We start from the raw sequence: 25,550 nt of genomic DNA, 5'->3' as shown, positions 1-25,550 counted from the left end.
TCCCGAAAGTGCAGCAAAGATAGCCCGGGATGGAAATCACGACTTTCAAACAATGCAAATTTGGCCGATGAGCACGGGCAGCGCGGCCAGCCGGCGGCCGGCTACTTGATCGCCTTGTACACGGTGGCCCTGGACACGCCCAGGTGTTCGGCCACGGTTTCCTTGGCGCGCCGCAGGTCGAGATATCCCTCGTCCCTGAGCTGTTGCATCAGCGCCCGCCTGTGCTCGGCGCCAAGCGCCTGGGGCGTGGTGGCCAGGTCGAGCGCGAACTGGTCGATCCGCGCGCGGATGGCGTCGGCGCTGGCGGGATCGAGCGACTCCCTCACGGTGTCGCCCTCCACGCTGGAGAACTTCTCCAGGATGCTGGCCAGCCCCTTGAACAGGGTCACGTCCACGTTCAGGCACAGCGCCGCCACGTAGCGCCCCTCGCTGTCCTTGATGCCGATCGAGGTGCTTTTCGAACGGCGCCCGTCGGCGAACTTGTTCGGGTAGTTGGCGATGATCTGCGGATAGTTGTTGTCGGCGATGCGCGCCAGGCCCAGCTCGGTGGCGGGATCGCCGACCGTCCTGCCGGAGAGGTTGTTGTGGATGGCAAGAATGGCGTGCCTGGGCGTGCGCAGATCATGCACCACGACCTCGGTGAATGGCGCCAGGGTCTCGCCCAGCCCCGCCGCAATCTGCATGACTTGCTCGACCAAGGCCTGGTTTTCCTTGCTGCCCTGCCTCTTTGCCATGAGTGGTCCCTCGACGATAGGCCGGTATTGTAGCGATCGACGATGCCGCCGCCGCAGCGCGCGGGCATGCCCGATCGTCCCGGCAAGGAGCGGCCGCCTGCCCGCCGCGCTTAGGGGTTTACGCTGAAACCCCCTGCTCGTTGTTGAAAATAAGTCTATCACGAGACAAAATGTCTAGAACAGCAAGCACGCCCGTCGACGGACGCGCGCCGGACGACAACCGCCTGGCCGCTTGAACGCCGGGCCGCGCCAATACACGCACACCCTCTTCGCCTCATCCATTGGAAATCTGCCATGACACTCACCCGAACCCTTGCGCTGGCGGCGGCGCTGGCGCTGTCCTGCCCGGCGGCGGCGCAACAGGCCTCCGAGACGTGGCCCGACAAGCCCATTACGATGATCATCCCGTCGGCGGCGGGCGGCTCCGCCGACATCTTCACGCGCATCACGATGACGCATCTGGGCAAGGCGCTCAACGCCAATATCGTCATCGAGAACAAGCCGGGCGCGGCCGGCTCGATCGGCATGGCCAGCATCAAGCGCGCGCGCCCGGACGGCTCGACCTTCGGCTACGGCAACATCAACACGCTGACGGTCAATCCGGCGCTGTTCAACAAGCTGCCCTATGACGCCGACGCCGACTTCACGCCCGTAGGCGCCATGTTTTCGGTTGCGAACGTCCTGGTCGTGCCGGGCAACTCGCCCTACCAGAACCTTGGCGAACTGATCGCGGCCGCCAAGAAGGCGCCCGGCAAACTGAGCTACGCGGCCGCCGGCATAGGCAGCAGCGGCCACATGGGCGGCGAACTCCTCAAGAGCATGGCGGGCATCGACGTCCTGTTCGTCCCGTACAACGGCGACCCGGCATCCCTGCAGGATCTCACCGGCGGCCGCATCGACTACACCGTGACGAACATTTCGGTTGCCATGCCGCTGGTCGAAAGCGGCAAGCTCAAGGCGCTGGCCATCACCTCGCGCGAACGCGACAACGCGCATCCCGATATTCCGACCTTCTCCGAGTCGGGCCTGCCGGGCTTCGAGAATATCTCCTGGGGCGGACTGATCCTGCCCAAGGGCGTGCCGGAGCCCATCGTGCAGAAAATCTCGGCCGCGCTGAAAACCGTGATGCAAAGCGACGCCCTGCGCCGCGACCTGGGCGCGGCCGGCGGCAATGCCGGCACCGTCTTCGGCGACGATTTCCGCCGCTTCATCGACACCGAGCAGCAGAAATGGGCCAAGGTGATCGCCGACGCAGGAATAGAAAAACAGAACTGAGCCACGATTGCGGCGCCGCCATCCGCGCCGGCGCCGGCCCAGGCAAAACCACGCGGCGCCCATGGGGCGCCCGCGGCGCATGAACCCTTTCACAATGCCAGCCATGCAGAAAACCCGTATCGCGGTCCTTCATTTTTCCCACGAAACCGTCACCTTTCTCGAACGGGACACCGAACTCGATGACTTCGTATTCGACGGTTCACCGTGCCGCGACGAGGTGCTGCTGGGTTACGACGCCAAAGGCTATCTCGGCGGTTTCGTGCAATGCGCCCGGGAATACACCGAAGTCGAGCTGGTGGGCATCGAGTCGCCGCTCTTTCCCAAGACGGGCATCGGCTCGGGCTGGGTCACGCACGAAGCCTACGAACACTTCCTCGGCATCATGCTCGACGACCTGGCCCAACGCGGCCCGTTCGATGGCGTGTACATGGCATTGCACGGGGCCATGGCGGTGCGCGGCGTCGAGCGGCCGGAGGCCGACATCGCGCGACGGGTGCGCCAGGTCGTGGGCGAGGCCGCCATCCTGGCCGCGACGTTCGATCCGCACGGCAACGAGGACGAACAGTTCCTGCAGGCCGCCGACCTGGCATTCTGCGTGAAGTACTTCCCGCACTACGACATGCACTTGCAGGGCGAGCGCGCCGCGCGCACCATGGTGCGCGCGATCCGCGGCGAGTACCGGCCCGCGACGATGACCGTCAAGGTTCCCATCCTCACGCCCACCGTACTCCAATGGACGGGCGGAACCTCGCCATGGCTGCAACTGGTGCACCGCGCCCTGACCTGGGAAGCCCGCGAGCCCGACGCCTACGTCAATGTCTTCTTCGGTTTTCCCTGGGCGGACGTGCCCGATGTCGGCATGACCATCCAGACGCTGACCAACGGCAAGCCCGAACTGGCGCAGCGGATTGCGCGCGACATGGCCCAGGCCGCGTGGCGCGCGCGCCACGACCTGCTCAATGCCGCCCGCATCGAACCGATCGAACGCGGCGTGGCCAGCGCCCGCCAGGAAACCGCCAACGGCAACGCGCCGGTCGTACTGGCCGACTACAGCGACCGCTCCGGCGCCGCCACCTGGACCTTGCAGGAGCTCGTGCGCACCGGCGCGCGGCGCACCCTGATCGCCACGGTGGCCGACTACGAGCTGGTCAGCCGGCTCAAGCAACGCGGCGCGCGTGCCGGCGATGCCTTCGACGAGCAGGTAGGCGGGCGCGTCGACGACTCGGCCGGAGAGCCCGTCCGGATACAGGGGCGGATACTGGGCCACGGCCAATCGCAGGACGGCACCAACAGCCGCTCGGACTGGTACACGGTTGCGTTCGGGGACGGCAATGTGCTGGTGGTCAGCGCCTACCTCATGCAAATCACCGAACGTGAAATGCTCGAACAAATGGGGATGACGCTGGCGGACTTCGACATATTCGTCATCAAGTCGCGGGCGCACTTCCGGCGCGGCTTCGACGACAGCGGCTTTGCCCGGACCATCATCCTGGTCGAACCGCCCCACCCGTTCCTGGGCACCATCCACCTGGACGCGCTGCCCTACCGTAACGTCAAGGTCGAAAACTACTTTCCGTATGGAGAGCCCGACTTCAATCCCTAGGCTTCCAAGGCAAAACGTTCATGCGCTGCGCGCATAGCGATCGGGGAAAGTCGCATTTCCTTTCCTCGCGCTTATCAACTTGCCGGGTGCTACCTGCTGCACGCCGCCCATCGACGACGCCCCCAACCCCGCACGCCAGGCCCAGCACGCGGCCCCTCGGTAGCGGGCGACGGAATAACGTAAGTACAATATGCTTGATTCAGGATTAAAACGTAAATACAATCTGATTCATGGATATCACCTACGACCCCGCCAAGAACGACAAGAACATTGCCGATCGCGGCCTGTCGTTCGAGTTGGTGCGTGGCTTCGAGTGGGCCAGCGCGCTGGTGGTTGAGGATACCCGCCAGGTCTACGCCGAGACGCGCTATCAGGCGCTGGGCAAAATCGATGGCCGGCTCCATATGGTGGTATTCACGGTGCGCGGCGAGTCGCTACGCATCATCAGCCTGCGTAAGGCAAATGCTCGTGAGGTAGCTCGTTATGAAAAAGCCTGACCCCGAAAAGATTGACCGCGACAACCCCGAATGGACGGACGCGGAATTTCGGCGGGCCAAGCCGGCCGCCGAAGTACTGCCCGAGTCGGTGCACGCGATGCTCGGCATTCGTCGCCGTGGGCCTCAAAAGACACCCACCAAACAGGTCGTCACCATCCGGCTATCGCCTGACGTGGTAGAAGCCTTCAAGGCCTCCGGCACCGGTTGGCAGACTCGCGTGGATGCAGCCCTGCGGGATTGGCTGAAGACGCACCAGCCTGGCTAGCAGGCCAGCTCGCCCGCAAGAAGCGCAACATGGCGCAACGGGCATACAACCATGCCGAGTATCTGGCCCAGCGCCGAAAACGGATCCTGGTGCTATTTGGCTTGGCAACGCCAAAAGCAAAAAGCCGCGAAGTCAAAGACTGACGCGGCTTTTAAGGTGGTGCTTGGCACCACTTTGCAGGAATTTGGTAGGCGGTATTGGGTTCGAACCAACGACCTCTACGATGTCAACGTAGCGCTCTAACCAACTGAGCTAACCGCCTGCAAAGAAGAAGAATTATATATGGATTTTTTTCAGCGTGCAACTTGGTCGACGCTTTTTATCGCCGCCATCAGTTGCCGGATCTTGTCGGCCGACTTGATGCCGGGCGCGTCCTCCACGCCGCTGCTGACATCGACCGCCCACGGCCGCACGGCGCGCACGGCGTCGGCGACATTGCCCGGGTGCAGCCCGCCGGCCAGCACGATGGCGCGCGAGGCCGGATCGGCCTGCACGCCGGCCAGCAGGCCGTGGTCGAAGCCCTGCCCGCTGCCGCCATAGCCTGCGCTGTAGCTGTCGAACAGCCAGCCGGCCGCGTCGGCATATTGGCGACAGGCCGCGGCCAGGCCGGCGGCGCTGTCCAGGCCGGGGGCCCCGGCGCGAAAGGCCCGCAGGTAGCGGCGGCCGTAGCGGCCGCAATCCTGCGGGGTTTCGTCGCCGTGGAACTGCAGCAGGTCGGGCGCCACGTGGTCCAGCACCGCCTGGACCTCGTCGGGCCGCGGGTTGACGAACAGGGCCACCACATCGACGAAGGCTGGCACCTCGCGGCGCAGTTGCGCCGCGCGGACAGGATCGACATGGCGCTTGCTGGCCGGATAGAACACGAAGCCGATGGCATCGGCGCCAGCCTGGACGGCGCTGGCGATGTCCTGTTCGCGGGTCAGCCCGCAGATCTTGACGCGTGTACGCATGACTACCGTGCTACCTATTTGAACGCTGCCCCAGGATCGGAGCTTTCGTCTCCATAGATATTAGTTCCATAATTGCTTTCGATCTCGATCTTCACGCTGGCCGGGTCGACGGTGGACTGTCCGCCCTTGTAGTGCATGACCATGCCGGGAAACAGCATGACGGCGGCCACCATGAACAGCTGGATCACGATGAACGGCACCGAGCCCCAGTAGATCTGGCCGGTGGTCACCGGCTGGATGACCTTGCCGGTGATCTTGTCCTTGTAGGCGTCCTTGGGCGCGACCGAGCGCAGGTAGAACAGCGCGAAGCCGAACGGCGGGTGCATGAACGAGGTCTGCATGTTCACCGCCAGGATGATCCCGAACCAGATCAGGTCGATGCCCATCTTGTCGGCCACCGGGCCGAGCAGCGGCACGATGATGAACGCCAGCTCGAAGAAGTCCAGGAAGAACGCCAGCACGAAGGTCAGCACGCTGACCACGATCAGGAACCCCCACTCCCCGCCCGGCAGCCCGATCAGCAGGTGCTCGACCCACAGATCGCCGTTGACCCCGCGGAAGGTCAGCCCGAACACCGTCGAGCCCACCAGGATGAACACCACGAAGCACGACAGCTTGGTGGTCGTGTCCATCGCCTGCTTGAGCAGCTCCAGCGTCAGGCGCCGGCGGATCAGCGCCATGATGATCGCCCCCACCGCCCCCATCGCCCCGCCCTCGGTGGGCGTGGCCACGCCGATGAAGATCGTGCCCAGCACCAGGAAAATCAGGAACAGCGGCGGGATCATCACGAAGGTCACCCGCTCGGCCAGCGCCGAGAGCATCTTCAGGCGAAACACCTTGTTGGCGATCGCGATCACGAACGCCGTCAGCCCCCACAGCAGCAGGCTCACCACCACCTGCTCGTCGACCGGCGCCGTGTCGTTCTCCAGCCACTGCCCCAGCACATAGGCCGACAGCGAGGAAATCAGCATCAGCACCAGCAGCGAACGCCCCCCGCGCGAGCCGTTGGGCTCGCGAAACCTGCGCGCCTCCTCGGGCAGCGCCGGCGCCGCCGAGGGCTTGACCAGCGAGACGACCACCACATAGGCGATGTACAGCCCCGCCAGCACGAACCCCGGCACCATCGCCGCACGGTACATGTCCCCGATCGAGCGCCCCAGCTGGTCGGCCAGGATGATCAGCACCAGCGAGGGCGGAATGATCTGCGACAGCGTGCCCGAGGCCGCGATCACCCCGCTGGCCAGCCGCCTGTCATACCCGTAGCGCAGCATGATCGGCAGCGAAATCAACCCCATCGAAATCACCGAGGCCGACACCACCCCGGTGGTCGCCGCCAGCATCGCGCCCACGAACACCACCGCGATCGCCAGCCCCCCGCGCAACGGACCGAACACCTGGCCGATCGTCTCGAGCAGGTCCTCGGCCATGCCCGATCGCTCCAGCACCAGCCCCATCAGGGTAAAAAACGGCACCGCCAGCAGCGTGTCGTTGGAAATAATGCCGAACACCCGCTGCGGCAGGGCCTGGAACAGCGCCGGGCTGAGCAGGTCCAGCTCGATGCCCACCAGACCATACAGAATCCCGTTGGCCGCCAGCGCGAACGCCACCGGAAAACCCAGCAGCAAAAACAGCACCAGCGTCGCGAACATGATCGGCGCCAGATTGGCTATCAGAAACTCCATGATCAGCGGCCTTCGTGGTTATTACGTTGTTCTTGCACGCTCGCCTCGCGCTCCAGCGCTTCGCGGGCAATCTCCTCGGCCAACAGCTCCTCGGCGCTCTTGCTGCCCTCGCGCGCGGTCGGGTCCGGACACTGCCCGCGCAAGAACCCGATGCACTTGATCAGGTGCGACAGCCCCGCCAGCACCAGCAGCGCAAACCCCACCGGAATCAACAGCTTGACCGGCCAGCGGATCAGCCCACCAGAGTTCGACGACTGCTCGCCGCTCAGGTACGAATCCATGAACACCGGCCACGACAGAACCATGATCAGGATGCACGCCGGCAGCAGAAAAAACACCACCCCGAAGATCTCGATCCAGATCTGCTTGTGGCGCGGCAGCCGCGAGGACAGAATGTCCACCCGCACGTGCTCGTTCTTCAGCAGCGTGTAGCCCGCGGTCAGCAGGAACATCGCGCCGAACATGTACCACTGCAGTTCCAGCCAGGCGTTCGAACTGCTATGAAACACCTTGCGCACCACGGCGTTGCCGGCGCTGACCAGCACCACCAGCAAGGTGATCCATGTCACGGCCCGGCCGACCCGCAGGTTCAGCGCGTCTATGCCGCGCGATAAGGCGAGTAATGCTTTCATGATGGGAATACTTTGAAAAAAGGCTTCTTGCCCGGCGCCTGGACATCAGGCATCCGGGATAAGCACGCGGCCGCTTTGGGGTTGCCAGGCCGTTGCCGCCGTGCGTGGAACCACGGGCCGCGTCCGCTCTTGACGGGCGCCGCGCCGGGCCAAACCTGGGAATTTTATATCCTGTGGCGGTCCGGCCGGCCCGCGTCGCGTCGAAACGGGGTTATTTGCCCCGCGCCACCGTCGCCATGAACCCGTCGTAGCTGCCTTCGGCCACGCGGAACCAGGGGATCTCGTTGTCGCGGAAAGCCACCATGCTGTCGTAGACGCGCTTGAACATCGGGTCCTTCTCGGAGAACTCCTTGTAGACCGCCTGGGCCTGCGTATAGCAAGCCTCCATGACGGATTTGGGGAAGGCCTTGAGCTGCGCGCCCTCGGCCACCAGGCGGCGCAAGGCCGCCGGGTTCTCGGCGTCGTACTTGGCGATCATGTCGTTGGTGGCGGCCGCCGCGGCCTGGGCCAACGCCGCCTGGTAATGCTTGGGCAGCTGGTTGTAGACGTCCTGGTTGACGTACAGCGACACCTGCAGCGTGCCTTCCCACCAGCCGGGGAAATAGTAGTTCTTGGCCACCTTGTGGAAGCCCAGTTTCTCGTCGTCGTACGGACCGATCCATTCGGCCGCGTCGATGGTGCCTTTTTCCAGGGCGGGATAGATATCGCCGCCGGCAATCTGCTGCGGCACCACCCCGAGGCGCGAGAGCACCGCCCCGGCGAACGCGCTGGCGCGGAACTTCAGCCCTTTCAGGTCGTCGACAGATTTGATCTCGTTGCGGAACCAGCCGCCCATCTGGGTACCGGTGTAGCCGCACGGGAAATTGACCACGTTGTACTTCTGGAACAGCTCACGCGTCAGCTTCAGGCCGTCGCCGTGGCGCATCCACGCGTTCATCTGGCGGGTATTCAGGCCGAACGGCACCGCGCCGTCGAAGCACAGCGCCGGATCCTTGCCGAAGTAGTAGTACGAGGCGGTATGGCCGCACTCGATGGTGCCGTTCTGGACTGCGTCCAGGACTTGCAGCGCGGGCACGATCTCGCCGGCGGGAAACGCGCGGATGCTGAACTTGCCGTCCGTGGCTTCGCTTACGTATTTGGCCAGGTTCTCGCCGCCCGTGAAGATGGCATCGGCGCTGCGGGGAAAGCTGGAGGCCAGGCGCCAGTGGATGGTGGGGGAATCTTGCGCCAGGGCGGGGGCTGCCAGGGCTGCGCCACCGGCGGCGGCGCCCAATGTGGCCTGCTTGAGGAACGAACGGCGTTGCATTACGGGTGTCTCCTGGGTGTGGAAGAATGCGCTGAGCGCGGACCGTTTGCGTAAAACGGCCGCACGCGGTGAACCTGATAGAGGGTTCCGCTTTTTTTTCGTCCGCAATGATATCGGGATCGGGCGGTCTTGCCGCCCTGCTGATTACCCTAAAGCGCCCGTGAACGGCGAGAGCAGCATTGTCCCACCGTCGAGTTCGTCAAAACCGAACTCCGCCGGGTATTCGATCGCTGAAAGATACAAACCGTCGGGCATGAACGTGGGCGCGCCCAGCCGCCTGTCGCGCGCGCGCAGCAACGCGTCCATCCAGGCCACGGATTCGCGTCCCTGCCCCACCTGCAGCAGCGCGCCGATCAGATTGCGCACCATGTGGTGCAGAAAGGCATTGGCGCGCAGCGTGAACACCAGGAATGCGCCGCGCTCGTCGATGTCGAGGCGGTGGAGCGTGCGCACCGGATGGCGCGCCTGGCATTGCGAGGAGCGGAAACTGGAGAAATCGTGCTCGCCCAGCAGCGTGCGGGCCGCCGCGCGCATGGCCGGCACGTCCAGCGGCTGGAACGCCCAGCCGGCTCGGCCGGCCCATAGCGCCGGCCGCACGCGGCCGCGCCACAGCAGATAGACGTAGGTGCGCGAGCGCGCCGAGAACCGCGCATGAAAGGCCTCGCTCACCGGACGCGCCCATTGCACGACGATGCTGGGCGGCAGAAAGGCGTTGACGCCGCGCACCCAGGACTCGTCGCGACGCTGCAGATCGGTGTCGAGATGAATGACCTGCATGGCGGCGTGCACGCCCGTGTCGGTGCGCCCGGCGCAGACCGTCGCCACCGGCCCGCCGCCGCCTGCGAACGAAGCCAGCGCGGCTTCGACCTGGTCCTGCACGGTCACGCCATGCGGCTGCGTCTGCCAACCCTGCCAGGCCGAGCCGTCGTAGGCCAGCCCCAATGCAATGCGGGACATGAATCAGGTTCGCTTGCCGCCCGGACGGGGTTCGTCGGTGGGCGGCTCGTCCAGGTCGAGACTGATCGAGTCCAGTTTGCGCGTGAGCGCAGCCGTGTCCAGCGCGGGCTCGGGATAGGCCGCCGAAGCCTCGTCGTCGTCGTCGCGGCGGGCGCCGGCGCGGCGCAGGGCCCAGGCGACGATGAAGACGATCAGCGCCAGCACGGCGGTGACTATGGCCAGCAGATTGTCAGCCAGCCAGCCGGGCATGCCGCCCTGCGTGGACTCGCCCTTGGCCGCTTCGCCGCCCTGCCCGGCCGCGCCGCCGGGCAGCGACAGCCCGGAAGCGTTCCCCGACGCCGAGCCGGCGGCGCCAGGCGCGGCGGCAGGCCCGCTGCCCGCGGCGCCCGCGCCAGCGCTGCCGGCCGCGGCGCCATTGGCGCCCGTCGAACCCGCCGATGCCGCGCCTGCCTGCGTAGCGGCGCCCGCGCCGGCAGCGGCACCGCCCGGTTTGCCGTCGGCCCCGGGTTTGCCGTCGGCGCCTGGCCTGCCGTCGGCGCCTGGCTTGCCGTCAGCGCCGGCCTTGCCATCGGCGCCGGGTTGGCCGCCGGCGCCCGCCGATGCGTTGGCGGGCGCGCTGCCCTCGCCGCTTGCCGTCTTGCCGGCGCCGGCCGCCTGGCTGAGCGCATCGACGTTGGATTGCAGTTTTTCGACGCGCTGCTGCGCGTCATCGAGCGCGCGCCCGCTGGAGGCACGCGCGTCGCCCGCGGCATCGGCCTGCGCGTTGGCGCCGCCCTGTGCGCTGGACAGGCGCAGGCGGTCCTGCGCCGTGGCGGCGCCGGCCGCCTCGGCCTGCGCCGCGCTGCCCAGCCGGCCCGCGCCGGCCTCGCCCGTACCGCTGACGGCCGCGCCGCCCGCGGCCAGCGCGCCGGCGCGGCCGCGATAACGCGCGAAGGCCTCGGCATGCTGGGCAAAGATGCGCCGCGCTTCGGCCGGATCGATGGCGCGTACCGTGGCCGCGTCGGGGATGTCGAGCGTTTCGCCGGCCCGCACCAGGTTCATGTTGTTCTGGATGAAGGCCTCGGGATTGGCGCGCCACAGCGCCACCAGCATCTGGTAGACGCTGGCGCCGGCCACGGCATTGCGCTGGGCGATGCCGAACAGCGTATCGCCGCGTCGCACGTCGATGGAGCCGGCGCTGGCCTGGCCGGCCGGTGCGGGCGTGCCCACGCTGGCCGGCGCCACGCGCGCAGCGCTGCCGCGCGGCGGCACCAGGATGGTGACCTGGACCTGCCGCTGGCCGGCGCCCGAGCGCAGGTCCAGCAGCACGTCGACCGCGTTGCCGGCAGGCGGCTGGCTGGAAGAAATACGCACGTTGCGGCGCGACGCGTCGGCACCCGGCTCGATACGCACGGTGGCGCTGGACAGCGGCACCGGCGGAGTCAGGCCGGCCTGGCGCCAGGCCGCTTCGTCGGCCAGCGAAACCTGCAGGGTGGCCAGGTCGTCGGCGCTCAGTTCGAGCAAGGGCACCACGACCTGCAAGGCGGCGCCGGGCGGCGAAACCACCCGCGCGTGCCCGAGCCGGGCCGCCTCGGCCCCCGTGGCCCCGGCCCCCAGCGCCAGGACGAGGGCCCACGAAAGGGCCTGTGAACGGCGGGCGGGCTGCAGAGGGCGCAAGGTCGAACGCATATTTATGAGGATTCCGTGGTCAGAGCGAATGGCCGGCAAATGCAGGGGAAAAGTGTAATGGATCGGCCACGATTCACAAACCCGCGGCCCTTGCCGCCGAAAACGGCGCGCCTGCGACAAGGGCGCCCGCGGGCGCCCTTGTATCCTGCCATGCGCGCCGGCGCCGCGCGTCAGGCTTCGGCCAGCGCGATACGCAGCATGCGGCGCAGCGGCTCGGCCGCGCCCCACAGCAGTTGGTCGCCGACCGTAAAGGCGCCCAGGTACTGCGGCCCCATCGACAGCTTGCGCAGGCGGCCCACCGGAATATCCAGCGTGCCCGTCACGGCCACCGGCGTCAGCGCCTTCACCGTGTCTTCCTTGGTGTTGGGAACGACCTTGGCCCATTGCGTGCCGGCCGCGATCAGGTCCTCGATCTCGTCGAGCGGCACATCGCGCTTGAGCTTGATGGTCAGTGCCTGGCTATGGCAGCGCATGGCGCCGATGCGCACGCACAGGCCATCGATGGGCGTGGCCGGCGTGCCGAACGCCGCGCCGCGGCCCAGGATCTTGTTGGTCTCGGCCTCGGCCTTCCACTCTTCGCGCGACATGCCGTCGCCCAGATCCTTGTCGATCCAGGGGATCAGGTTGCCGCCCAGCGGCACGCCGAAATGCTCCTGCGGCAGCGAGGGGTCCTGCTGGCGCGCCAGCACGCCGCGGTCGATATCGAGAATGGCCGCGGCCGGATCGTCGAGCAAGGGCTTGACCGCCTGGTTGAGCAGGCCGAACTGGGTGAGCAGTTCGCGCATGTGCTGCGCGCCGCCGCCCGAGGCGGCCTGGTAGGTCATGGAGGTCATCCACTCGACCAGGTCGTTGTTGAACAGGCCGGCCAGGCCCATCAGCATGCAGCTGACCGTGCAGTTGCCGCCCACGAAGTTGCGCACGCCGCGCTTGAGCGCCGCGTCGATCACCGGCCGGTTGACCGGATCGAGCACGATGATGGCGTCGTCGGCCATGCGCAGGGTGCTGGCGGCGTCGATCCAGATGCCTTGCCAGCCCGCGCCGCGCAGCTTGGGATAGACCTCGCTGGTGTAGTCGCCGCCCTGGGCGGTGACGATAATCGGCAGTTTCTTAAGAGCGTCGATGTCGTAGGCATTCTGCAACGGGCCCGCGCCTTCGGCCCAGGCGGGCGCGGCGCCGCCAGCGTTGCTGGTGGAAAAGAATACGGGTTCGATGAGTGCGAAGTCGTTCTCGTCACGCATGCGCTGCATGAGAACGGAACCGACCATACCGCGCCAACCGACGAGGCCTACTGCTTGCGTCATTTCTAGAGCTCTTAAAAAGGTATCGGTAGAAAGAAAAGAACCTGCAACCTGGACAATTTATCAGAATGTGCGCACCGATGTTGCGCTGCATCCGAGAATATAGGGACAAATTGTGCGGAAAAGCCGCAAAAATCGCGGCCCTTTCGCACAATGGACGCGCCCGGCACCGGCGCCGGGCGCTACGGCTCAGCCCAGGGCCTTGAGCACGGCGTCGCCCATCTGCGAGGTGGACACCTTGGTCGTGCCGGCCTCGTGGATATCGGCGGTGCGCAGGCCGTCGGCCAGCACCTTGCGCACGGCGGCCTCGACGCGGTCGGCCTGCGGGGCCAGATTCAGCGAATAGCGCAGCAGCATGGCGGCCGACAGGATGGTGGCCAGCGGATTGGCGATGCCCTGGCCGGCGATGTCGGGCGCCGATCCGTGGCTGGGCTCGTACAGGCCCTGGCCGGCGGCGTTCAGCGAGGCCGAAGGCAGCATGCCGATCGAGCCCGTCAGCATGGCGGCCTCATCCGAAAGAATGTCGCCGAACAGGTTGCCGGTCACGATCACGTCGAACTGGCGCGGATTGCGCACCAGCTGCATCGCGGCGTTGTCGACATACATATGCGACAGTTCCACGTCGGGATAATCCCGGCTGACCTCGATCACCAGGTCGCGCCAGAACTGCGAGGTTTCCAGCACGTTGGCCTTGTCGACGCTGCACAGCTTCTTGTTGCGCTTGCGGGCCGACTCGAAGCCGATGCGGGCAATGCGCCGCACTTCCGACTCGGCGTAGCGCATGGTGTCGTAGCCTTCGCGCTCGCCGGCGAAGGCGCCATCGGCGGCCGTGCGCACGCCGCGCGGCGTACCGAAATAGATGTCGCCGGTCAGTTCGCGGATGATCAGGATGTCGAGACCGGACACGATCTCGGGCTTGAGCGAGGAGGCGCTGGCCAGCTCGGGATAGAGAATCGCCGGGCGCAGGTTGGCGAACAGCCCGAGCGCCTTGCGCAGGCCCAGGATCGCCTGCTCGGGGCGGAATTCGCGCGGCAGCGTGTCGTACTTCCAGTCGCCCACGGCGCCGAACAGCACCGCGTGCGAGCCTTGCGCCAATTCCAGCGTGGCCGGCGGCAAGGGATGCTCGAATTGGTCGAAGGCCGCGCCGCCCACCGGGGCCTGGCGCAGTTCGAGCGGCAGGTCCAGCGCCTTGAGCACGCGCTCGGCCTGCTCGACGATTTCAGGGCCGATGCCATCGCCGGGAAGGACTGCGATCTGATGAGTCATGAAAAATTCCTGTAAGCGGGAAAACAAGGCAAGGGCCCGCCGCGCGCGATCAACGCGGACGGCGGGCCGGCAGGCAACGCGTCAGGCGACCGGGCGGCTTTCCAGCCACGGGTGGCGCGCCAGGCGCTCGGCCTCGAAGGCGCGGATCTTGTCGGCCTGGCGCAGGGTCAGGCCGATATCGTCCAGGCCGTTGAGCAGGCAGTACTTGCGGAACGGTTCGATATCGAAGCCCAGCTCGCGGCCATCCGGCGCGATGACGACCTGGCGCTCCAGGTCGATGTTCAGCTTGAAGCCGGGGAATGCCTTGACTTCGTCGAACAGGCGCGCGACTTCCAGCTCGCCCAGCACGATGGGCAGCAGGCCGTTCTTGAAGCTGTTGTTGAAGAAGATGTCGGCGTAGGACGGCGCGATGATGGCGCGAAAACCGTACTGCGTCAGCGCCCAGGGCGCGTGCTCGCGGCTGGAACCGCAGCCGAAATTCTTGCGCGCGAGCAGCACCGAGGCCCCCTGGTAGCGCGGCTGGTTCAGCACGAAATCCGGGTTGAGCGGACGCTTGCTGTTGTCCATGCCCGGTTCGCCATGGTCCAGGTAGCGCAGTTCGTCGAACAGGTTGGGGCCGAAGCCGGCGCGCTTGATCGACTTGAGGAATTGCTTCGGAATGATGAGGTCGGTGTCGACGTTCTCGCGATCGAGGGGTGCCACCAGGCCTTCGTGTTGGGTGAATGCTTGCATGTTGGAATCCTGGATCAACGGAACGAGCGGACGTCGACGAAATGGCCGGCCACCGCGGCGGCGGCGGCCATCGCCGGGCTGACCAGGTGCGTGCGCCCGCCCTGCCCCTGGCGGCCTTCGAAGTTGCGGTTGGAGGTCGAGGCGCAGCGCTCGCCCGGTTCGAGGCGGTCGGCATTCATGGCCAGACACATCGAACAGCCCGGCTCGCGCCACTCGAAGCCGGCTTCGATGAAGATCTTGTCCAGCCCCTCGCGCTCGGCCTGTTGCTTGACCAGCCCGGAACCCGGCACCACCATGGCCTGGCGCACGTTGGCGGCCACGCGCTTGCCGCGCGCCACGACCGCGGCCGCGCGCAGGTCTTCGATGCGCGAGTTGGTGCACGAGCCGATGAACACGCGATCGACGCGGATATCGACCAGCGGTGTATTGGGCTTGAGGCCCATGTACTCGAGCGCGCGTTCCATGCCGCTGCGGCGCACGTCGTCCTTCTCGCGATCGGGATCGGGCACGCGGCCATCGACGGGCAGCACCATTTCGGGCGAAGTGCCCCAGGTGACCTGCGGCTTGATGTCGCGCGCATCGACGTTGATGACGCGGTCGAACCTGGCGCCGGCATCCGAGTGCAGCGTGCGCCAATAGCCGACTGCCTGGTCCCACAGCACGCCGACGGGCGCGAACGGGCGGCCGCGGAAGTAATCGATGGTCTTGTCGTCGACGGCCACCATGCCCGAGCGCGCGCCGGCCTCGATGGCCATGTTGCACACCGTCATGCGGCCCTCGACGGACAGGCCGCGGATCGTGCTGCCGGAGAATTCGATGGCGTGGCCGGTGCCGCCAGCCGTGCCGATGATGCCGATGATGTGCAGCACCACGTCCTTGGCGGTACAGCCGAACGGCAACTCGCCCTCGACGTTGATCTGCATGCTCTTGGCTTTCTTCATGAGCAGCGTCTGCGTGGCCAGCACGTGCTCGACCTCGGAAGTGCCGATGCCGAAGGCCAGCGCGCCCAGCGCGCCGTGCGTGCTGGTATGCGAGTCGCCGCAGACGACGGTCATGCCGGGCAGGGTCGCGCCCTGCTCCGGGCCGATGACGTGCACGATGCCCTGGCGCAGGTCATTCATGCGGAATTCGGTGATGCCGTACTTGGCGCAGTTGTCGTCCAGCGTATCGACCTGCAGGCGCGAGATCGGGTCTTCGATGCCCTGGGCGCGGTTGAGCGTGGGAACGTTATGGTCGGCCACGGCCAGGTTGGCCCCGACGCGCCACGGCTGGCGTCCGGCCAGCGCCAGCCCCTCGAACGCCTGCGGGCTGGTCACTTCGTGCAGCAGGTGGCGGTCGATATAGAGCAGACAGGTTCCGTCGGATTCCTGGTGGACGACGTGGGCGTCCCAGAGTTTGTCGTAAAGCGTTTGGGCCATGGAAGCACTCTTGAGAGGAACATCCGGCATGCGCCGGGCATACGTCGAAGCGACGTTCGACTCGATTATGCCGAGCCTCTCAAGCTAGTACAATCACACCTGTTATCCTAGTATTGAAAGCACTACCCTGCGCCGGCAAGCGGCTGGCGACGACGCCCCGTGCAAAAGGCCACGAGATACTCGTGGCCTTTGGATTTCGTGCTGTCCGCGCGGCGCGCACGCGCCCGGCCGCTCAACCGGCCGGGCAAACGCCGCCTCGCGAGGCGGCCATGCGGTCAGGCGCTCATTTGTCGGCGTTGGGAAAGAACAACTGCTGGCCATTGACCTGGTAGCTGGCGATCGCGTCCTGGCCCGCCTTGGATGTGACCCAGTCGACGAACTGCTGCGCGGCCTTGGCCTTGACGTGCGGGAACTTGGCCGGATTGACCACCATCACGCCATACTGGTTGAACAGGCGCTTGTCGCCCTCGACCAGGATCTTCAGCTCGCCCGGATTCTTGAAACTGAGCCAGGTGCCCCGGTCGGAAAGCACATAGGCGTTCATCGACGAGCCCATGTTCAGCGCCGGCCCCATGCCACAGCCGCATTCCTTGTAGCCGCTGCCCTTGCTGTCCGAGCCGGTCTGCTTCCAGAACCGCAGTTCGGCCGCATGCGTGCCGCTCTTGTCGCCGCGCGAGATGAAGTCGGCGTTGTCCTTGGCCAGTTTGCCCAGCGCGGCGACGATGTCGTTGCCCTTGACGCCGGCCGGGTCCTTGGCCGGACCGACCAGGATGAAATCGTTGTACATGACCGGGTAGCGCTTGACCGCGTATCCGTCGGCCACGAATTTCTCCTCGGCCACCTGGTCGTGCACGAACAGCACATCGGCGTCGCCGCGCCGCGCCATGTCCAGCGCCTGGCCGGTGCCCTGGGCCACGACCTTGATGTCGATGCCGCTGGCCTTCTTGAAGGCCGGCAACAGGTGTCCGAACAGGCCTGATTGCTCGGTCGAGGTGGTGGAGGCCATGACGATGGTCTCGGCCCGCGCCGCCAGCGGCGCGGCCAGCACGGTGGCCAGGCCGGCCAGCGCCAGCCCGCGGCGGATTGCGTTGAGGATTTTCATGGTATGCGTTCTCCCTTGACGAACAATGCCGCCGCTTCGGGCAGCGGCCCGTTGAAAAACTGGTCCACCGGCAAGTCGGCCAGGATCCGGCCGCGCTCGAGGTAGATGACGCGCCGGGCCAGGCGCTTGACCTGGCCCAGGTTGTGGCTGCTGAAGATCATGGCCGGCGCAAGCCCGTCGCGCGGCCGCGCGAACTGCTCCATCAGCAATTCGACGTCGCGCTTGGCATGAGGGTCGAGGCTGGCAGTCGGTTCGTCCAGCAGCAGCGCCTCGGGCTCCAGCGCCCAGGCGCGCGCCAGCGCCAGGCGCTGTTGCTGGCCGCCCGACATGGATTTGGCGTTGCGGCCGGCCAGCTCGGTCAGCTCGACGCGCTCCAGGGCATGCAGCGCCCGCGCGCGCGCTTCGCGCCAGCGCATGCCGCGCAGCCACAGCGCCAGGGCCACGTTGTTCTGCGCCGAAGTGCGCAGCATGTAGGGCTGCTGGAACACCATGGCCTGGCGCGCGCGCGCCGCGCATCGCGCCTGGCCCGCGCGCGGCGTCACCAGCCCGTGCAACAGGCGCAGCAAGGTGCTCTTGCCGCTGCCATTGGCGCCGACCAGCGCCACCTGTTCGCCGGCGCAAATGCGCACTTCGGCCTCACGCAGGGCATGCACCGGGCCGTAGTAGACGTCCGCGCCACGCAGATCGAACAGCACCGTCATGCCATGCCCCGCGCGTGCCGGCCATACAGGCCGGCCAGGCCCGTATCGCGGCGCAGGCGCCAGCGCCGCACCAGCGCGGCAAGGATATTGAGCAGCAGCACCACCAGCAGCAGCAGCATGCCCAGGGCCATGGCAAGCGGCAGATCGCCCTTGCTGGTTTCCAGCGCGATGGCGGTGGTCATCACGCGGGTATAGCCGTCGATGTTGCCGCCGACCACCATCACGGCGCCGACCTCCGACACCGCGCGCCCGAACGCCGTGATGACGATGGTCAGCAAGGTGAAGCGCTCGTCCCACAGCAGCAGCAGGCTCAGCATGCCCGGCCGCGCGCCGAGCGAACGCAGTTGTTCGCCATGGTGGCGCTCGGCGTCCTCGATGGTCTGGCGCACCAGCGCCGTGACGATGGGAACGACCAGGATGGTCTGCGCCACCACCATGGCCTTGAACGAGAACAGCCAGCCGAGAAAGCCCAACGGACCGGAATGGGAAAGCAGCAGGTAGATGGCCAGCCCGACCACCACGGAAGGCAGCGCCAGCGAGGTGTTGAGCAGCGTCAGCACGATGCCGCGGCCGCGAAAGCGCGCAACGCCCAGCCACCCGCCTGCCGCCATGCCGATGAGACAGGCCAGGACACAGGCCGTCGCGCTGACCGCCAGCGAGCGTCCCACGATGGCCATCAGGACCGGATCGCCGGACACGATCAGACGCAGCGCAATCGCAAGGCTCTCTGACAATGTATTCGCTTACTTCATTTTGTTAATTGCCGGAGCGTATCGCAGGGGCGCGGACCCGGCCATATGAAACGAATTGCATAGGGTGAAGCAAGCCTGTCGCCGCGGGAACGGCCTGCCGCCGGCGCCCGCAGCAAGTCCCGCATTTCGGGCATACTTGCCGCGTGCGCCACATCGAGATCTCCTACTCCCTGGGTCCGAGCGACCCCCGCCCCGCCTTGCTGCGCAACGCGTTGATGGACTTGCTGTCGGCCGTGCGCGAGCACGGTTCGATTTCCGCCGCCGCCAAGGCGCTGGACCTGTCGTACCGCCATGTGTGGGGCGAACTGAAAAAATGGGAACAGACCCTGGGCCGCACCCTGATCGTCTGGGACAAGGGCCAGCCGGCGCGGCTCAACGAGTTCGGCGAGAAGCTGCTGTGGGCCGAGCGCCAGGCGCAGGCGCGCCTGGCGCCGCAGATCAATGCCTTGCGCGCCGACCTCGAGCGCGCGTTCGCGGTGGCCTTCGACGACGCCGCCCACGTCGTGCCCCTGTACGCCAGCCACGACAACGCGCTGCAGGCGCTGCGCGAGCACGCGGTGGCCAGCGCCAAGCTGCACCTGGACATCCGCTTCACCGGCAGCGTGGACGCCATCAGCGCCCTGAACGAAGGGCGCTGCGTCATGGCAGGCTTTCACACCCGCGAGGCGCCGGAACCGGGCTCGCTGGCCGAGCGCACCTACAAGCCCATGCTGCAGCCCGGCCTGCACAAGATCATCGGCTTCGCGCAGCGCAGCCAGGGGCTGATCGTGGCGCGCGGCAACCCGCACGGCATCACATCCCTGGCCGACCTGGCCGCCTCCGGCGTGCGCTATGTGAACCGCGCGCTGGGCACCGGGACCCGGGTGCTGTTCGACGAGCTGCTGGAACAGGCCGGGCTGAAACCCGCGGCCATCGCCGGCTACGAACGCACCGAGCCTTCGCACGCGGCGGTCGCCCACGCCATTGTCTCGGGCAGCGCCGATGCCGGCCTGGGTATCGAGCCGGCGGCACACCGCGAGCGGCTGGATTTCATTCCGTTGGTGCGCGAGAACTATTTCCTGGTGTGCCTGAAATCGACGCTGGACCAGCCCTCCACGCAGGCGCTGCTGTCCATCCTGCGCAGTCCGGCCTGGCAGGCCACGCTGGCGGCCATTCCCGGCTATGCGCCGGCCCAGACGGGCCAGGTGCTGTCGATGCGGCGCGTGCTGCCCTGGTGGGATTTCGCGCGCAAGAAGGTCCGGCGCGCGCGCCGGACCTGAGACGGCGGGCGCCGCGCGGCTTGCGGCCCGGACTTACTGGCCGGGTTTCTGCTCGGCAGCCGGCGCGGGAGTGCTGGGCGGCTTGGCCGCCGTATCGGCCGGCGAATGCGCCCCCGATGCTTCGCGCGGCTTGTCTTCCGCGTTGTAGACGAACGGCCCCGGATCCTTGCACTCGGGCGTGGCCATGGGCGCGCGGGTCGTCTTGCCGGCCGCCTTGGCCCGCTCGAAGTAGGTAGCCGCCACCTCGTCCTGCACGCGGCACAGCCGGAAGGCATCCATTTTTCCCGACCAGGCCGCCTTGGCCGCGGTCTCCTTGGCCTTGGCCGCGGCCTCGGGCGTAGGCGGCGGCAGCTTGGCCAGGGCCGGCGCGGCGGCCAGGGCGATGATCAACGCGGCAATCTTTTTCATGGTGCCTCCTGGCTCGGGACGGTCAGGCGCCCGCCGGACGGGTTGGCCGCTTGGCCGATTTGTCGGGCGTGCGCTGGGCGGGAATCTTGCCCGCCTTGATATCGTCGTACCACAGCTCGTGGTGCTCGCGCGCCCACGTTTCATCGACATAGCCGGTCTTCATGGCCTTGAAGGCGCCGCGCATGCCGATGGTGCCCAGGTAGATGTGTCCCATGATCATGCACATCATCAGGACGACCGACGCGGCATGCACCATATGGGCGATCTGCATGTTGCCGCGCACGTACGACAGGCCCGGGAACACCTGGTCCAGGAACAGGCCCGAAGCCACCGCCAGCGCGCCCAGGAACAGCATGCCGACCCAGAACATGATCTTCTCGCCGGCATTGAAGCGATGCGAAGGCACGTGCGCGCCGGTGATGAGGCCGCCGCCCTTGCGCAACCAGATCAGGTCATCGCGGCGCGGCAGGTTGTCCTTGATGAAGGTCAGGATGACCACCAGCAGCGACACCGCGAACACGGGGCCCACGAAGTTGTGCACGGTCTTGAGCAGCCACGTCATCCAGCCGAACGCCGCGCTGCCCATGATGGGCAGCAGGAAGAACTTGCCGAACGCGATGACGATGCCCGTCAGCGCCAGGATGACGAAGGCCGTGGCGTTGACCCAGTGCGCGGCGCGCTCGAAGTACGTGAAGCGCTCGATGCGGCGGCCGGTCTCGGCCTCGCGCAGCTTCATCGGCCCCTTGGCCAGGAAGAACAGCGCGATCGCCACCAGCACGATCAGCAGCAGGCCGCCGCCGTACGGGATGAGCCAGTTGTTGCGCACCTGGCGCCAGGCCTCGCCGGCCGTGGTGTACTGCGAGCCGGGATACTGGACGAAACGCTGGATCAGCACGCCGGCTTCGGGAGCCTCGCTGGCCGGCAGGCTGCTGTAGCCGGGCTGGCCCGAGTTGACCTGCCGCCACATTGGCGCATTGTTGCCCGGCTGCACCTTGGCGCGTTCGGCATTGGTCTGCTCGGCATAGCCCGGCTGCTCGCTGGCGTCGGGCTTGACCTCGAAGATGTTGGCGCTCTGGATGCCGCCCATGGCGGGCGCGCCGGCGGACGGCGCGGCAGTCTGCGCCCCTGCCGTCGCCAGCAGGGCGCTTGCCAGCAGCGCCGCGAACAGTGACCGTATCATGGCGACCTCCGCTCAGTTGACCCGGGTGTACTCGTTCTGGCCCCGCTGGGCGCGAACTTTCAACTCTTGCTGCCAACTGTTCTTGTCGCCCTGCTTCCAGCCCGGAGCGACGAAATTGCTGCCCGTGCCGTCATAGGCAGGCTTGCCCACGACGCCGGAATGCAGTTCCTGCGGTTTTTCGGTGCAGGCGGCCAGGCCGAACACGGCGGCCGCTGCGATCAGGAGAAGGCGCGGATTCGTCTTCATGGCTTGGCCTTGGCGTCGGCGGCCGGCGGCTGCCCGGCCTGCTTGGAGCCATAGGCGGTGCCCCAGCCCCAGACCTCCGCGCCCTTGCCGCGATGGATCACGCGGGTGCGGAAGATGTCGGCCACCACGTCGCCGTCGCCGGCCAGCAGCGCCTTGGTCGAACACATTTCGGCGCAGGCCGGCAGCTTGCCCTCGGCCAGCCGGTTGCGGCCGTACTTTTCGAACTCCTCGGCGCTGCCGTGCTCTTCCGGCCCGCCGGCGCAGAACGTGCACTTGTCCATCTTGCCGCGCACGCCGAAGGCCCCTTCGGAGGGGAACTGCGGCGCGCCGAACGGACAGGCGTACGAACAGTAGCCGCAGCCGATACAGGTGTCCTTGTTGTGCAGCACCACACCCTCGTCGGTGCGGTAGAAGCAGTTGACCGGGCACACCGCCATGCAGGGCGCGTCGCTGCAGTGCATGCAGGCCACCGAAATGGACTTCTCGCCGGGCACGCCGTCGTTGAGCGTCACCACGCGGCGGCGGTTCACGCCCCAGGGGACTTCGTGCTCGTTCTTGCATGCCGTCACGCAGGCATTGCACTCGATACAGCGCTCTGCATCACAGACAAATTTCATTCGAGCCATGGCAATCTCCTCAGGCCTTTTCTATGTTGCAGATCGTGGTCTTGGTTTCCTGCATCATCGTCACGGAGTCGTAGCCGTACGTGGTGCCCGTGTTGACCGCTTCGCCGCGCACGATGGGCGCCGCGCCTTCCGGATAGCTGGCCAGCATGTCCACGCCCTGCCAGTGACCCGAGAAGTGGAACGGCATGAAAGCCGTATCGGGGCCGACCCGCTCGGTCACCAGCGCCTGCACGTTCAGGCGCGCGCCGGTCGGCGTCAGGACCCACACCCGGTCGCCGTTGCGGATGCCGCGATCGGCCGCCGCCTTGGGGTTGAGCTCGACGAAGCTCTCCTGCTGCAGTTCGGCCAGCCAGGGGTTGGAGCGGGTTTCCTCGCCCCCGCCCTCGTATTCGACCAGGCGACCCGAGGTCAGGATGATCGGGAACTTCTCGTACAGCTTCTCGGCAACGTTCTTCTGTTGCAAGGAGGTGTACAGCGTGGGCAGGCGCCAGAACGTCTTGAGGTCGTTGTGCGTGGGGTACTTGGCCACCAGGTCCGGCCGGGTGCCGTAGATCGGCTCGCGGTGCTGCGGAATGGCATCGGGGAAGTTCCACACCACGGCGCGCGCCCGCGCGTTGCCGAACGGATGGCAGCCGTGCACCTTCATGGTCACGCGGATGATGCCGCCCGACGGGTCGGTCTTCCAGTTCTTGCCTTCGGCGGCCTTCTGCTCTTCCGGCGTCAGGTCCTCCCACCAGCCCAGTTTCTTGAGCAGCACGTGATCGAACTCGGGATACCCGGTGGTCAGGTCGGCGCCCTTCGAATGCGAGCCGTCGGCCGCCAGCAGATTGACGCCGTTGCGCTCGACGCCGAAGTTGGCGCGGAAGTTGCCGCCGCCGTCCATCACGTGCAGGCTGGTGTCGTACAGGTTGGCGGTGCCGGGATGCTTGAGGCTGGGATTGCCCCAGCATGGCCACGGCAGGCCGAAGTAGTCGCCGGTCAGGTCGTAGCCAGTCTCGGCGTCCTTGCCGCCCTTGGCGCGCAGCGTCTTGACATCGAACACGTGCATGTTGCGCATGTGAGCCTTCAGGCGCTCGGGGCTCTGGCCCGTGTAGCCGATGGTCCAGACCGAGGCATTGATCTCGCGCAGGATGTCCTCGACCACGGGCTCGTCCATGCCCTTGACCTTCTGCATCCTGTAGTTCTTGCTGAGCTCCTTGCCAAAGCCAAGTTTCTCGGCCAGCTGATGCATGATCATGTGGTCGGTGCGGCTCTCCCACAGCGGATCGATGACCTTCTCGCGCCATTGCAGCGAGCGGTTGGAAGCGGTACAGCTGCCGTTGGTCTCGAACTGCGTCGCGGCCGGCAGCAGGTAGACCGCCCGGTTGGGGTTGAGGTCTTCGGCCTTGCCCGGCATGGCGGCCATCGCCGCGGTCGCCGACGGATACGGGTCGACCACCACCAGCAGGTCCAGCTTGTCCATGGCCCGCTTCATTTCCAGCCCGCGCGTCTGCGAGTTGGGCGCGTGTCCCCAATAGAACACGGCGCGCAGGTTGGTGTCCTGGTCGATCAGGTCGGGGTTCTCGAGCACGCCGTCGATCCAGCGCGACACGGTGATGCCCGGCTTGGTCATCATGGCCGGCGATGCGTACCGGCCCTTGATCCACTCGTAGTCCACGCCCCAGGTGTTGGCGAAGTGCTTCCAGGAACCTTCGGCCAGGCCGTAGTAGCCCGGCAGCGAATCGGGGTTGGGGCCCACGTCGGTGGCGCCCTGCACGTTGTCGTGGCCGCGGAAAATGTTGGCGCCGCCGCCGGACTTGCCGACGTTGCCCAGCGCCAGCTGCACGATGCAGGAAGCGCGCACCATGGCGTTGCCGATGGAGTGCTGGGTCTGGCCCATGCACCACACCAGCGTGCCGGGCCGGTTCTCGTGCATGGTCTTGGCCACCGAATACATCGTGGCCTCGTCCACGCCACAGGCTTCCTCGACCTTGTCCGGCGACCACTTGGCCAGGATGTCGGCCTTGACCTCATCCATGCCGTAGACGCGCGCGTCGATGTACGCCTGGTCTTCCCAGCCGTTCTTGAAAATGTGGTACAGCAGGCCGAACAGGAACGGGATATCGGTGCCGGAGCGGATGCGCACGTACTGGTCGGCCTTGGCCGCCGTACGGGTAAAGCGCGGATCCACCACGATCATCTTGCAGCCGGTTTCCTTGGCGTGCAGCATGTGCAGCATCGAGACCGGGTGGGCCTCGGCGGCGTTCGAGCCGATGTACAGCGCCACCTTGGAGTTCTGCATGTCGTTGTACGAATTGGTCATGGCGCCGTAGCCCCATGTATTCGCAACGCCGGCCACCGTGGTCGAGTGGCAGATACGCGCCTGGTGGTCGCAGTTGTTGCTGCCCCAGAAGCTGACGAACTTGCGCAGCAGGTACGACTGCTCGTTGTTGTGCTTGGACGAGCCGATCCAGTAGACCGAGTCGGGCCCGCTTTCCTTGCGCAGCTGCATCAGCTTGGCGGTGATTTCCTCGTACGCGGTATCCCAGCTGATGCGCTGGTACTTGCCGTTGACCAGCTTCATGGGATAGCGCAGGCGGTGCTCGCCGTGCCCGTGCTCGCGCACGGAGGCGCCCTTGGCGCAGTGCGCGCCCAGGTTGATGGGCGAATCGAACACCGGCTCCTGGCGCACCCAGACGCCGTTCTCGACCACGGCGTCGACGGCACAGCCCACCGAACAGTGCGTACAGACCGTGCGGCGGACTTCGATCTTGGTATTGCCGATGGCCACCTTGCCATCGCCTTCGGCGGCTTCGGCGCGCTTGACCAGCGCCAGCTGGGTGGCGGCCAGGCCGGCGCCCACGCCCAGGCCCGAGCGGCGCAGGAAGGTGCGGCGGTCCATGGTGGGCAGCGCTTGCGCCATGCCGCGGCGCAGGCTCTGGATGAAGTGCGACTCGGAGGCGCCCGCAGCGGCTCCGCTGGTTTTCTTGGTCAGCAACATGCCGGGCTCCGGT

General features: G+C 66.7%; 24 protein-coding genes and 1 tRNA gene. 5 read left to right on the top strand and 20 right to left on the bottom strand.

What is annotated here, in order from left to right; genetic code table 11:
• Nucleotides 1-101: 101 nt before the first annotated feature.
• Entirely contained in the window at nucleotides 102-734 is a 633-nt protein-coding gene (locus tag EL288_RS09095; RefSeq protein ID WP_003812619.1) for a helix-turn-helix transcriptional regulator, read from the bottom strand.
• Between the two features lie 294 nt (nucleotides 735-1,028).
• Here EL288_RS09095 and EL288_RS09090 point away from each other — a divergent pair, with 294 nt between their 5' ends.
• The 4 genes from EL288_RS09090 to EL288_RS09075 all read left to right on the top strand — a co-directional run bounded on the left by EL288_RS09090 (nucleotide 1,029) and on the right by EL288_RS09075 (nucleotide 4,374).
• Nucleotides 1,029-2,009, top strand: a complete 981-nt coding sequence (locus EL288_RS09090) for a Bug family tripartite tricarboxylate transporter substrate binding protein (protein ID WP_248284845.1) — start codon at nucleotides 1,029-1,031, stop codon at nucleotides 2,007-2,009.
• A gap of 103 nt (nucleotides 2,010-2,112) precedes the next feature.
• Nucleotides 2,113-3,612, top strand: coding sequence for a M81 family metallopeptidase (locus tag EL288_RS09085; RefSeq protein WP_230591571.1), 1,500 nt, complete (start codon nucleotides 2,113-2,115; stop codon nucleotides 3,610-3,612).
• A gap of 230 nt (nucleotides 3,613-3,842) precedes the next feature.
• On the top strand, nucleotides 3,843-4,109 hold the full coding sequence (locus EL288_RS09080) for a BrnT family toxin (protein WP_015064047.1): 267 nt from the start codon (nucleotides 3,843-3,845) through the stop codon (nucleotides 4,107-4,109).
• Nucleotides 4,096-4,374, top strand: coding sequence for a BrnA antitoxin family protein (locus EL288_RS09075; protein WP_003816743.1), 279 nt, complete (start codon nucleotides 4,096-4,098; stop codon nucleotides 4,372-4,374). Before EL288_RS09080 ends, EL288_RS09075 begins: the two co-directional genes overlap by 14 nt.
• A gap of 185 nt (nucleotides 4,375-4,559) precedes the next feature.
• Here the strand turns inward: EL288_RS09075 and EL288_RS09070 are convergent.
• The 14 genes from EL288_RS09070 to EL288_RS09005 all read right to left on the bottom strand — a co-directional run bounded on the left by EL288_RS09070 (nucleotide 4,560) and on the right by EL288_RS09005 (nucleotide 18,820).
• Nucleotides 4,560-4,636, bottom strand: a tRNA-Val gene (locus EL288_RS09070).
• A gap of 31 nt (nucleotides 4,637-4,667) precedes the next feature.
• Complete coding sequence (locus EL288_RS09065) at nucleotides 4,668-5,324, bottom strand: phosphoribosylanthranilate isomerase (RefSeq protein WP_003812630.1); 657 nt, start codon at nucleotides 5,322-5,324, stop codon at nucleotides 4,668-4,670.
• A 14-nt stretch (nucleotides 5,325-5,338) separates the two neighbouring features.
• Entirely contained in the window at nucleotides 5,339-7,006 is a 1,668-nt protein-coding gene (locus EL288_RS09060; RefSeq protein WP_003812634.1) for a TRAP transporter large permease, read from the bottom strand.
• Between the two features lie 2 nt (nucleotides 7,007-7,008).
• Nucleotides 7,009-7,638 (bottom strand): TRAP transporter small permease subunit, encoded by a 630-nt coding sequence (locus tag EL288_RS09055; protein WP_033451894.1) that lies wholly within the window; start codon nucleotides 7,636-7,638, stop codon nucleotides 7,009-7,011.
• Between the two features lie 211 nt (nucleotides 7,639-7,849).
• Nucleotides 7,850-8,944: a TRAP transporter substrate-binding protein gene (locus EL288_RS09050; protein WP_003812637.1), complete on the bottom strand. Its 1,095-nt coding sequence runs from the start codon at nucleotides 8,942-8,944 to the stop codon at nucleotides 7,850-7,852.
• Between the two features lie 144 nt (nucleotides 8,945-9,088).
• Nucleotides 9,089-9,901, bottom strand: coding sequence for a tRNA pseudouridine(38-40) synthase TruA (gene truA / locus EL288_RS09045; protein WP_003812640.1), 813 nt, complete (start codon nucleotides 9,899-9,901; stop codon nucleotides 9,089-9,091).
• A 3-nt stretch (nucleotides 9,902-9,904) separates the two neighbouring features.
• A complete protein-coding gene (locus tag EL288_RS09040; protein WP_033455266.1) occupies nucleotides 9,905-11,569 on the bottom strand; it encodes a FimV/HubP family polar landmark protein in 1,665 nt (554 codons plus the stop codon).
• A 170-nt stretch (nucleotides 11,570-11,739) separates the two neighbouring features.
• Nucleotides 11,740-12,870: an aspartate-semialdehyde dehydrogenase gene (gene asd, locus EL288_RS09035; RefSeq protein WP_003812646.1), complete on the bottom strand. Its 1,131-nt coding sequence runs from the start codon at nucleotides 12,868-12,870 to the stop codon at nucleotides 11,740-11,742.
• Nucleotides 12,871-13,056: 186 nt separating this feature from the next.
• Nucleotides 13,057-14,133, bottom strand: a complete 1,077-nt coding sequence (leuB, locus tag EL288_RS09030) for a 3-isopropylmalate dehydrogenase (RefSeq protein WP_003812648.1) — start codon at nucleotides 14,131-14,133, stop codon at nucleotides 13,057-13,059.
• 81 nt (nucleotides 14,134-14,214) lie between these two features.
• Complete coding sequence (gene leuD, locus EL288_RS09025; RefSeq protein ID WP_010926388.1) at nucleotides 14,215-14,865, bottom strand: 3-isopropylmalate dehydratase small subunit; 651 nt, start codon at nucleotides 14,863-14,865, stop codon at nucleotides 14,215-14,217.
• Between the two features lie 14 nt (nucleotides 14,866-14,879).
• Nucleotides 14,880-16,283, bottom strand: a complete 1,404-nt coding sequence (gene leuC, locus EL288_RS09020) for a 3-isopropylmalate dehydratase large subunit (RefSeq protein WP_033446523.1) — start codon at nucleotides 16,281-16,283, stop codon at nucleotides 14,880-14,882.
• A gap of 283 nt (nucleotides 16,284-16,566) precedes the next feature.
• Nucleotides 16,567-17,385 (bottom strand): substrate-binding domain-containing protein, encoded by an 819-nt coding sequence (locus EL288_RS09015; RefSeq protein WP_004567445.1) that lies wholly within the window; start codon nucleotides 17,383-17,385, stop codon nucleotides 16,567-16,569.
• The gene (locus tag EL288_RS09010; RefSeq protein WP_033458855.1) at nucleotides 17,382-18,086 is read right to left on the bottom strand and encodes an ABC transporter ATP-binding protein; all 705 of its coding nucleotides are present in this window, start codon (nucleotides 18,084-18,086) and stop codon (nucleotides 17,382-17,384) included. Before EL288_RS09010 ends, EL288_RS09015 begins: the two co-directional genes overlap by 4 nt.
• The gene (locus EL288_RS09005) at nucleotides 18,083-18,820 is read right to left on the bottom strand and encodes an ABC transporter permease (protein WP_003812658.1); all 738 of its coding nucleotides are present in this window, start codon (nucleotides 18,818-18,820) and stop codon (nucleotides 18,083-18,085) included. Before EL288_RS09005 ends, EL288_RS09010 begins: the two co-directional genes overlap by 4 nt.
• A gap of 161 nt (nucleotides 18,821-18,981) precedes the next feature.
• On the opposite strand from EL288_RS09005, the gene EL288_RS09000 reads away from it, so the two are divergent.
• The gene (locus EL288_RS09000) at nucleotides 18,982-20,097 is read left to right on the top strand and encodes a substrate-binding domain-containing protein (protein ID WP_033458857.1); all 1,116 of its coding nucleotides are present in this window, start codon (nucleotides 18,982-18,984) and stop codon (nucleotides 20,095-20,097) included.
• Nucleotides 20,098-20,130: 33 nt separating this feature from the next.
• On the opposite strand, the gene EL288_RS08995 is transcribed toward EL288_RS09000, so the two are convergent.
• Genes EL288_RS08995 through EL288_RS08975 form a run of 5 tightly spaced genes read right to left on the bottom strand, consistent with a single transcriptional unit; the run spans nucleotide 20,131 to nucleotide 25,537 of the window.
• Entirely contained in the window at nucleotides 20,131-20,505 is a 375-nt protein-coding gene (locus EL288_RS08995; RefSeq protein ID WP_003812662.1) for a hypothetical protein, read from the bottom strand.
• A 22-nt stretch (nucleotides 20,506-20,527) separates the two neighbouring features.
• Nucleotides 20,528-21,685 carry a formate dehydrogenase subunit gamma gene (locus tag EL288_RS08990; protein ID WP_003812663.1) on the bottom strand — a complete coding sequence of 386 codons (1,158 nt, stop codon included), beginning with the start codon at nucleotides 21,683-21,685 and terminating at the stop codon, nucleotides 20,528-20,530.
• Between the two features lie 12 nt (nucleotides 21,686-21,697).
• Complete coding sequence (locus EL288_RS08985; RefSeq protein WP_003812666.1) at nucleotides 21,698-21,931, bottom strand: lipoprotein; 234 nt, start codon at nucleotides 21,929-21,931, stop codon at nucleotides 21,698-21,700.
• Nucleotides 21,928-22,557, bottom strand: coding sequence for a formate dehydrogenase FDH3 subunit beta (gene fdh3B, locus EL288_RS08980; RefSeq protein WP_003812668.1), 630 nt, complete (start codon nucleotides 22,555-22,557; stop codon nucleotides 21,928-21,930). Before fdh3B ends, EL288_RS08985 begins: the two co-directional genes overlap by 4 nt.
• Nucleotides 22,558-22,567: 10 nt before the next feature.
• Nucleotides 22,568-25,537, bottom strand: coding sequence for a formate dehydrogenase subunit alpha (locus EL288_RS08975; protein WP_033458859.1), 2,970 nt, complete (start codon nucleotides 25,535-25,537; stop codon nucleotides 22,568-22,570).
• Nucleotides 25,538-25,550 lie beyond the last annotated feature (13 nt).

The sequence above is a fragment of the Bordetella bronchiseptica genome (assembly GCF_900636925.1).
GTDB classification, from domain to species: Bacteria; Pseudomonadota; Gammaproteobacteria; order Burkholderiales; family Burkholderiaceae_B; genus Bordetella; species Bordetella pertussis.
Note: the sequence above shows the minus strand (reverse complement) of the source record. Positions and strands in the feature narration are given on the sequence as shown.

Coding starts and splice junctions, on each gene's coding strand:
- EL288_RS09075 (WP_003816743.1), top strand. CDS start 4,096: ATGAAAAAGCCTGACCCCGAAAAGATTGACCGCGACAACCCCGAATGG.
- EL288_RS08990 (WP_003812663.1), bottom strand. CDS start 21,685: ATGATACGGTCACTGTTCGCGGCGCTGCTGGCAAGCGCCCTGCTGGCG.
- EL288_RS09080 (WP_015064047.1), top strand. CDS start 3,843: ATGGATATCACCTACGACCCCGCCAAGAACGACAAGAACATTGCCGAT.
- EL288_RS08985 (WP_003812666.1), bottom strand. CDS start 21,931: ATGAAGACGAATCCGCGCCTTCTCCTGATCGCAGCGGCCGCCGTGTTC.
- fdh3B (WP_003812668.1), bottom strand. CDS start 22,557: ATGGCTCGAATGAAATTTGTCTGTGATGCAGAGCGCTGTATCGAGTGC.
- EL288_RS09010 (WP_033458855.1), bottom strand. CDS start 18,086: ATGACGGTGCTGTTCGATCTGCGTGGCGCGGACGTCTACTACGGCCCG.
- EL288_RS09050 (WP_003812637.1), bottom strand. CDS start 8,944: ATGCAACGCCGTTCGTTCCTCAAGCAGGCCACATTGGGCGCCGCCGCC.
- EL288_RS09040 (WP_033455266.1), bottom strand. CDS start 11,569: ATGCGTTCGACCTTGCGCCCTCTGCAGCCCGCCCGCCGTTCACAGGCC.
- EL288_RS09095 (WP_003812619.1), bottom strand. CDS start 734: ATGGCAAAGAGGCAGGGCAGCAAGGAAAACCAGGCCTTGGTCGAGCAA.
- asd (WP_003812646.1), bottom strand. CDS start 12,870: ATGACGCAAGCAGTAGGCCTCGTCGGTTGGCGCGGTATGGTCGGTTCC.
- EL288_RS09055 (WP_033451894.1), bottom strand. CDS start 7,638: ATGAAAGCATTACTCGCCTTATCGCGCGGCATAGACGCGCTGAACCTG.
- EL288_RS09090 (WP_248284845.1), top strand. CDS start 1,029: ATGACACTCACCCGAACCCTTGCGCTGGCGGCGGCGCTGGCGCTGTCC.
- EL288_RS09015 (WP_004567445.1), bottom strand. CDS start 17,385: ATGAAAATCCTCAACGCAATCCGCCGCGGGCTGGCGCTGGCCGGCCTG.
- truA (WP_003812640.1), bottom strand. CDS start 9,901: ATGTCCCGCATTGCATTGGGGCTGGCCTACGACGGCTCGGCCTGGCAG.
- EL288_RS09065 (WP_003812630.1), bottom strand. CDS start 5,324: ATGCGTACACGCGTCAAGATCTGCGGGCTGACCCGCGAACAGGACATC.
- EL288_RS09060 (WP_003812634.1), bottom strand. CDS start 7,006: ATGGAGTTTCTGATAGCCAATCTGGCGCCGATCATGTTCGCGACGCTG.
- EL288_RS09085 (WP_230591571.1), top strand. CDS start 2,113: ATGCAGAAAACCCGTATCGCGGTCCTTCATTTTTCCCACGAAACCGTC.
- leuB (WP_003812648.1), bottom strand. CDS start 14,133: ATGACTCATCAGATCGCAGTCCTTCCCGGCGATGGCATCGGCCCTGAA.
- leuD (WP_010926388.1), bottom strand. CDS start 14,865: ATGCAAGCATTCACCCAACACGAAGGCCTGGTGGCACCCCTCGATCGC.
- leuC (WP_033446523.1), bottom strand. CDS start 16,283: ATGGCCCAAACGCTTTACGACAAACTCTGGGACGCCCACGTCGTCCAC.
- EL288_RS08975 (WP_033458859.1), bottom strand. CDS start 25,537: ATGTTGCTGACCAAGAAAACCAGCGGAGCCGCTGCGGGCGCCTCCGAG.
- EL288_RS08995 (WP_003812662.1), bottom strand. CDS start 20,505: ATGAAAAAGATTGCCGCGTTGATCATCGCCCTGGCCGCCGCGCCGGCC.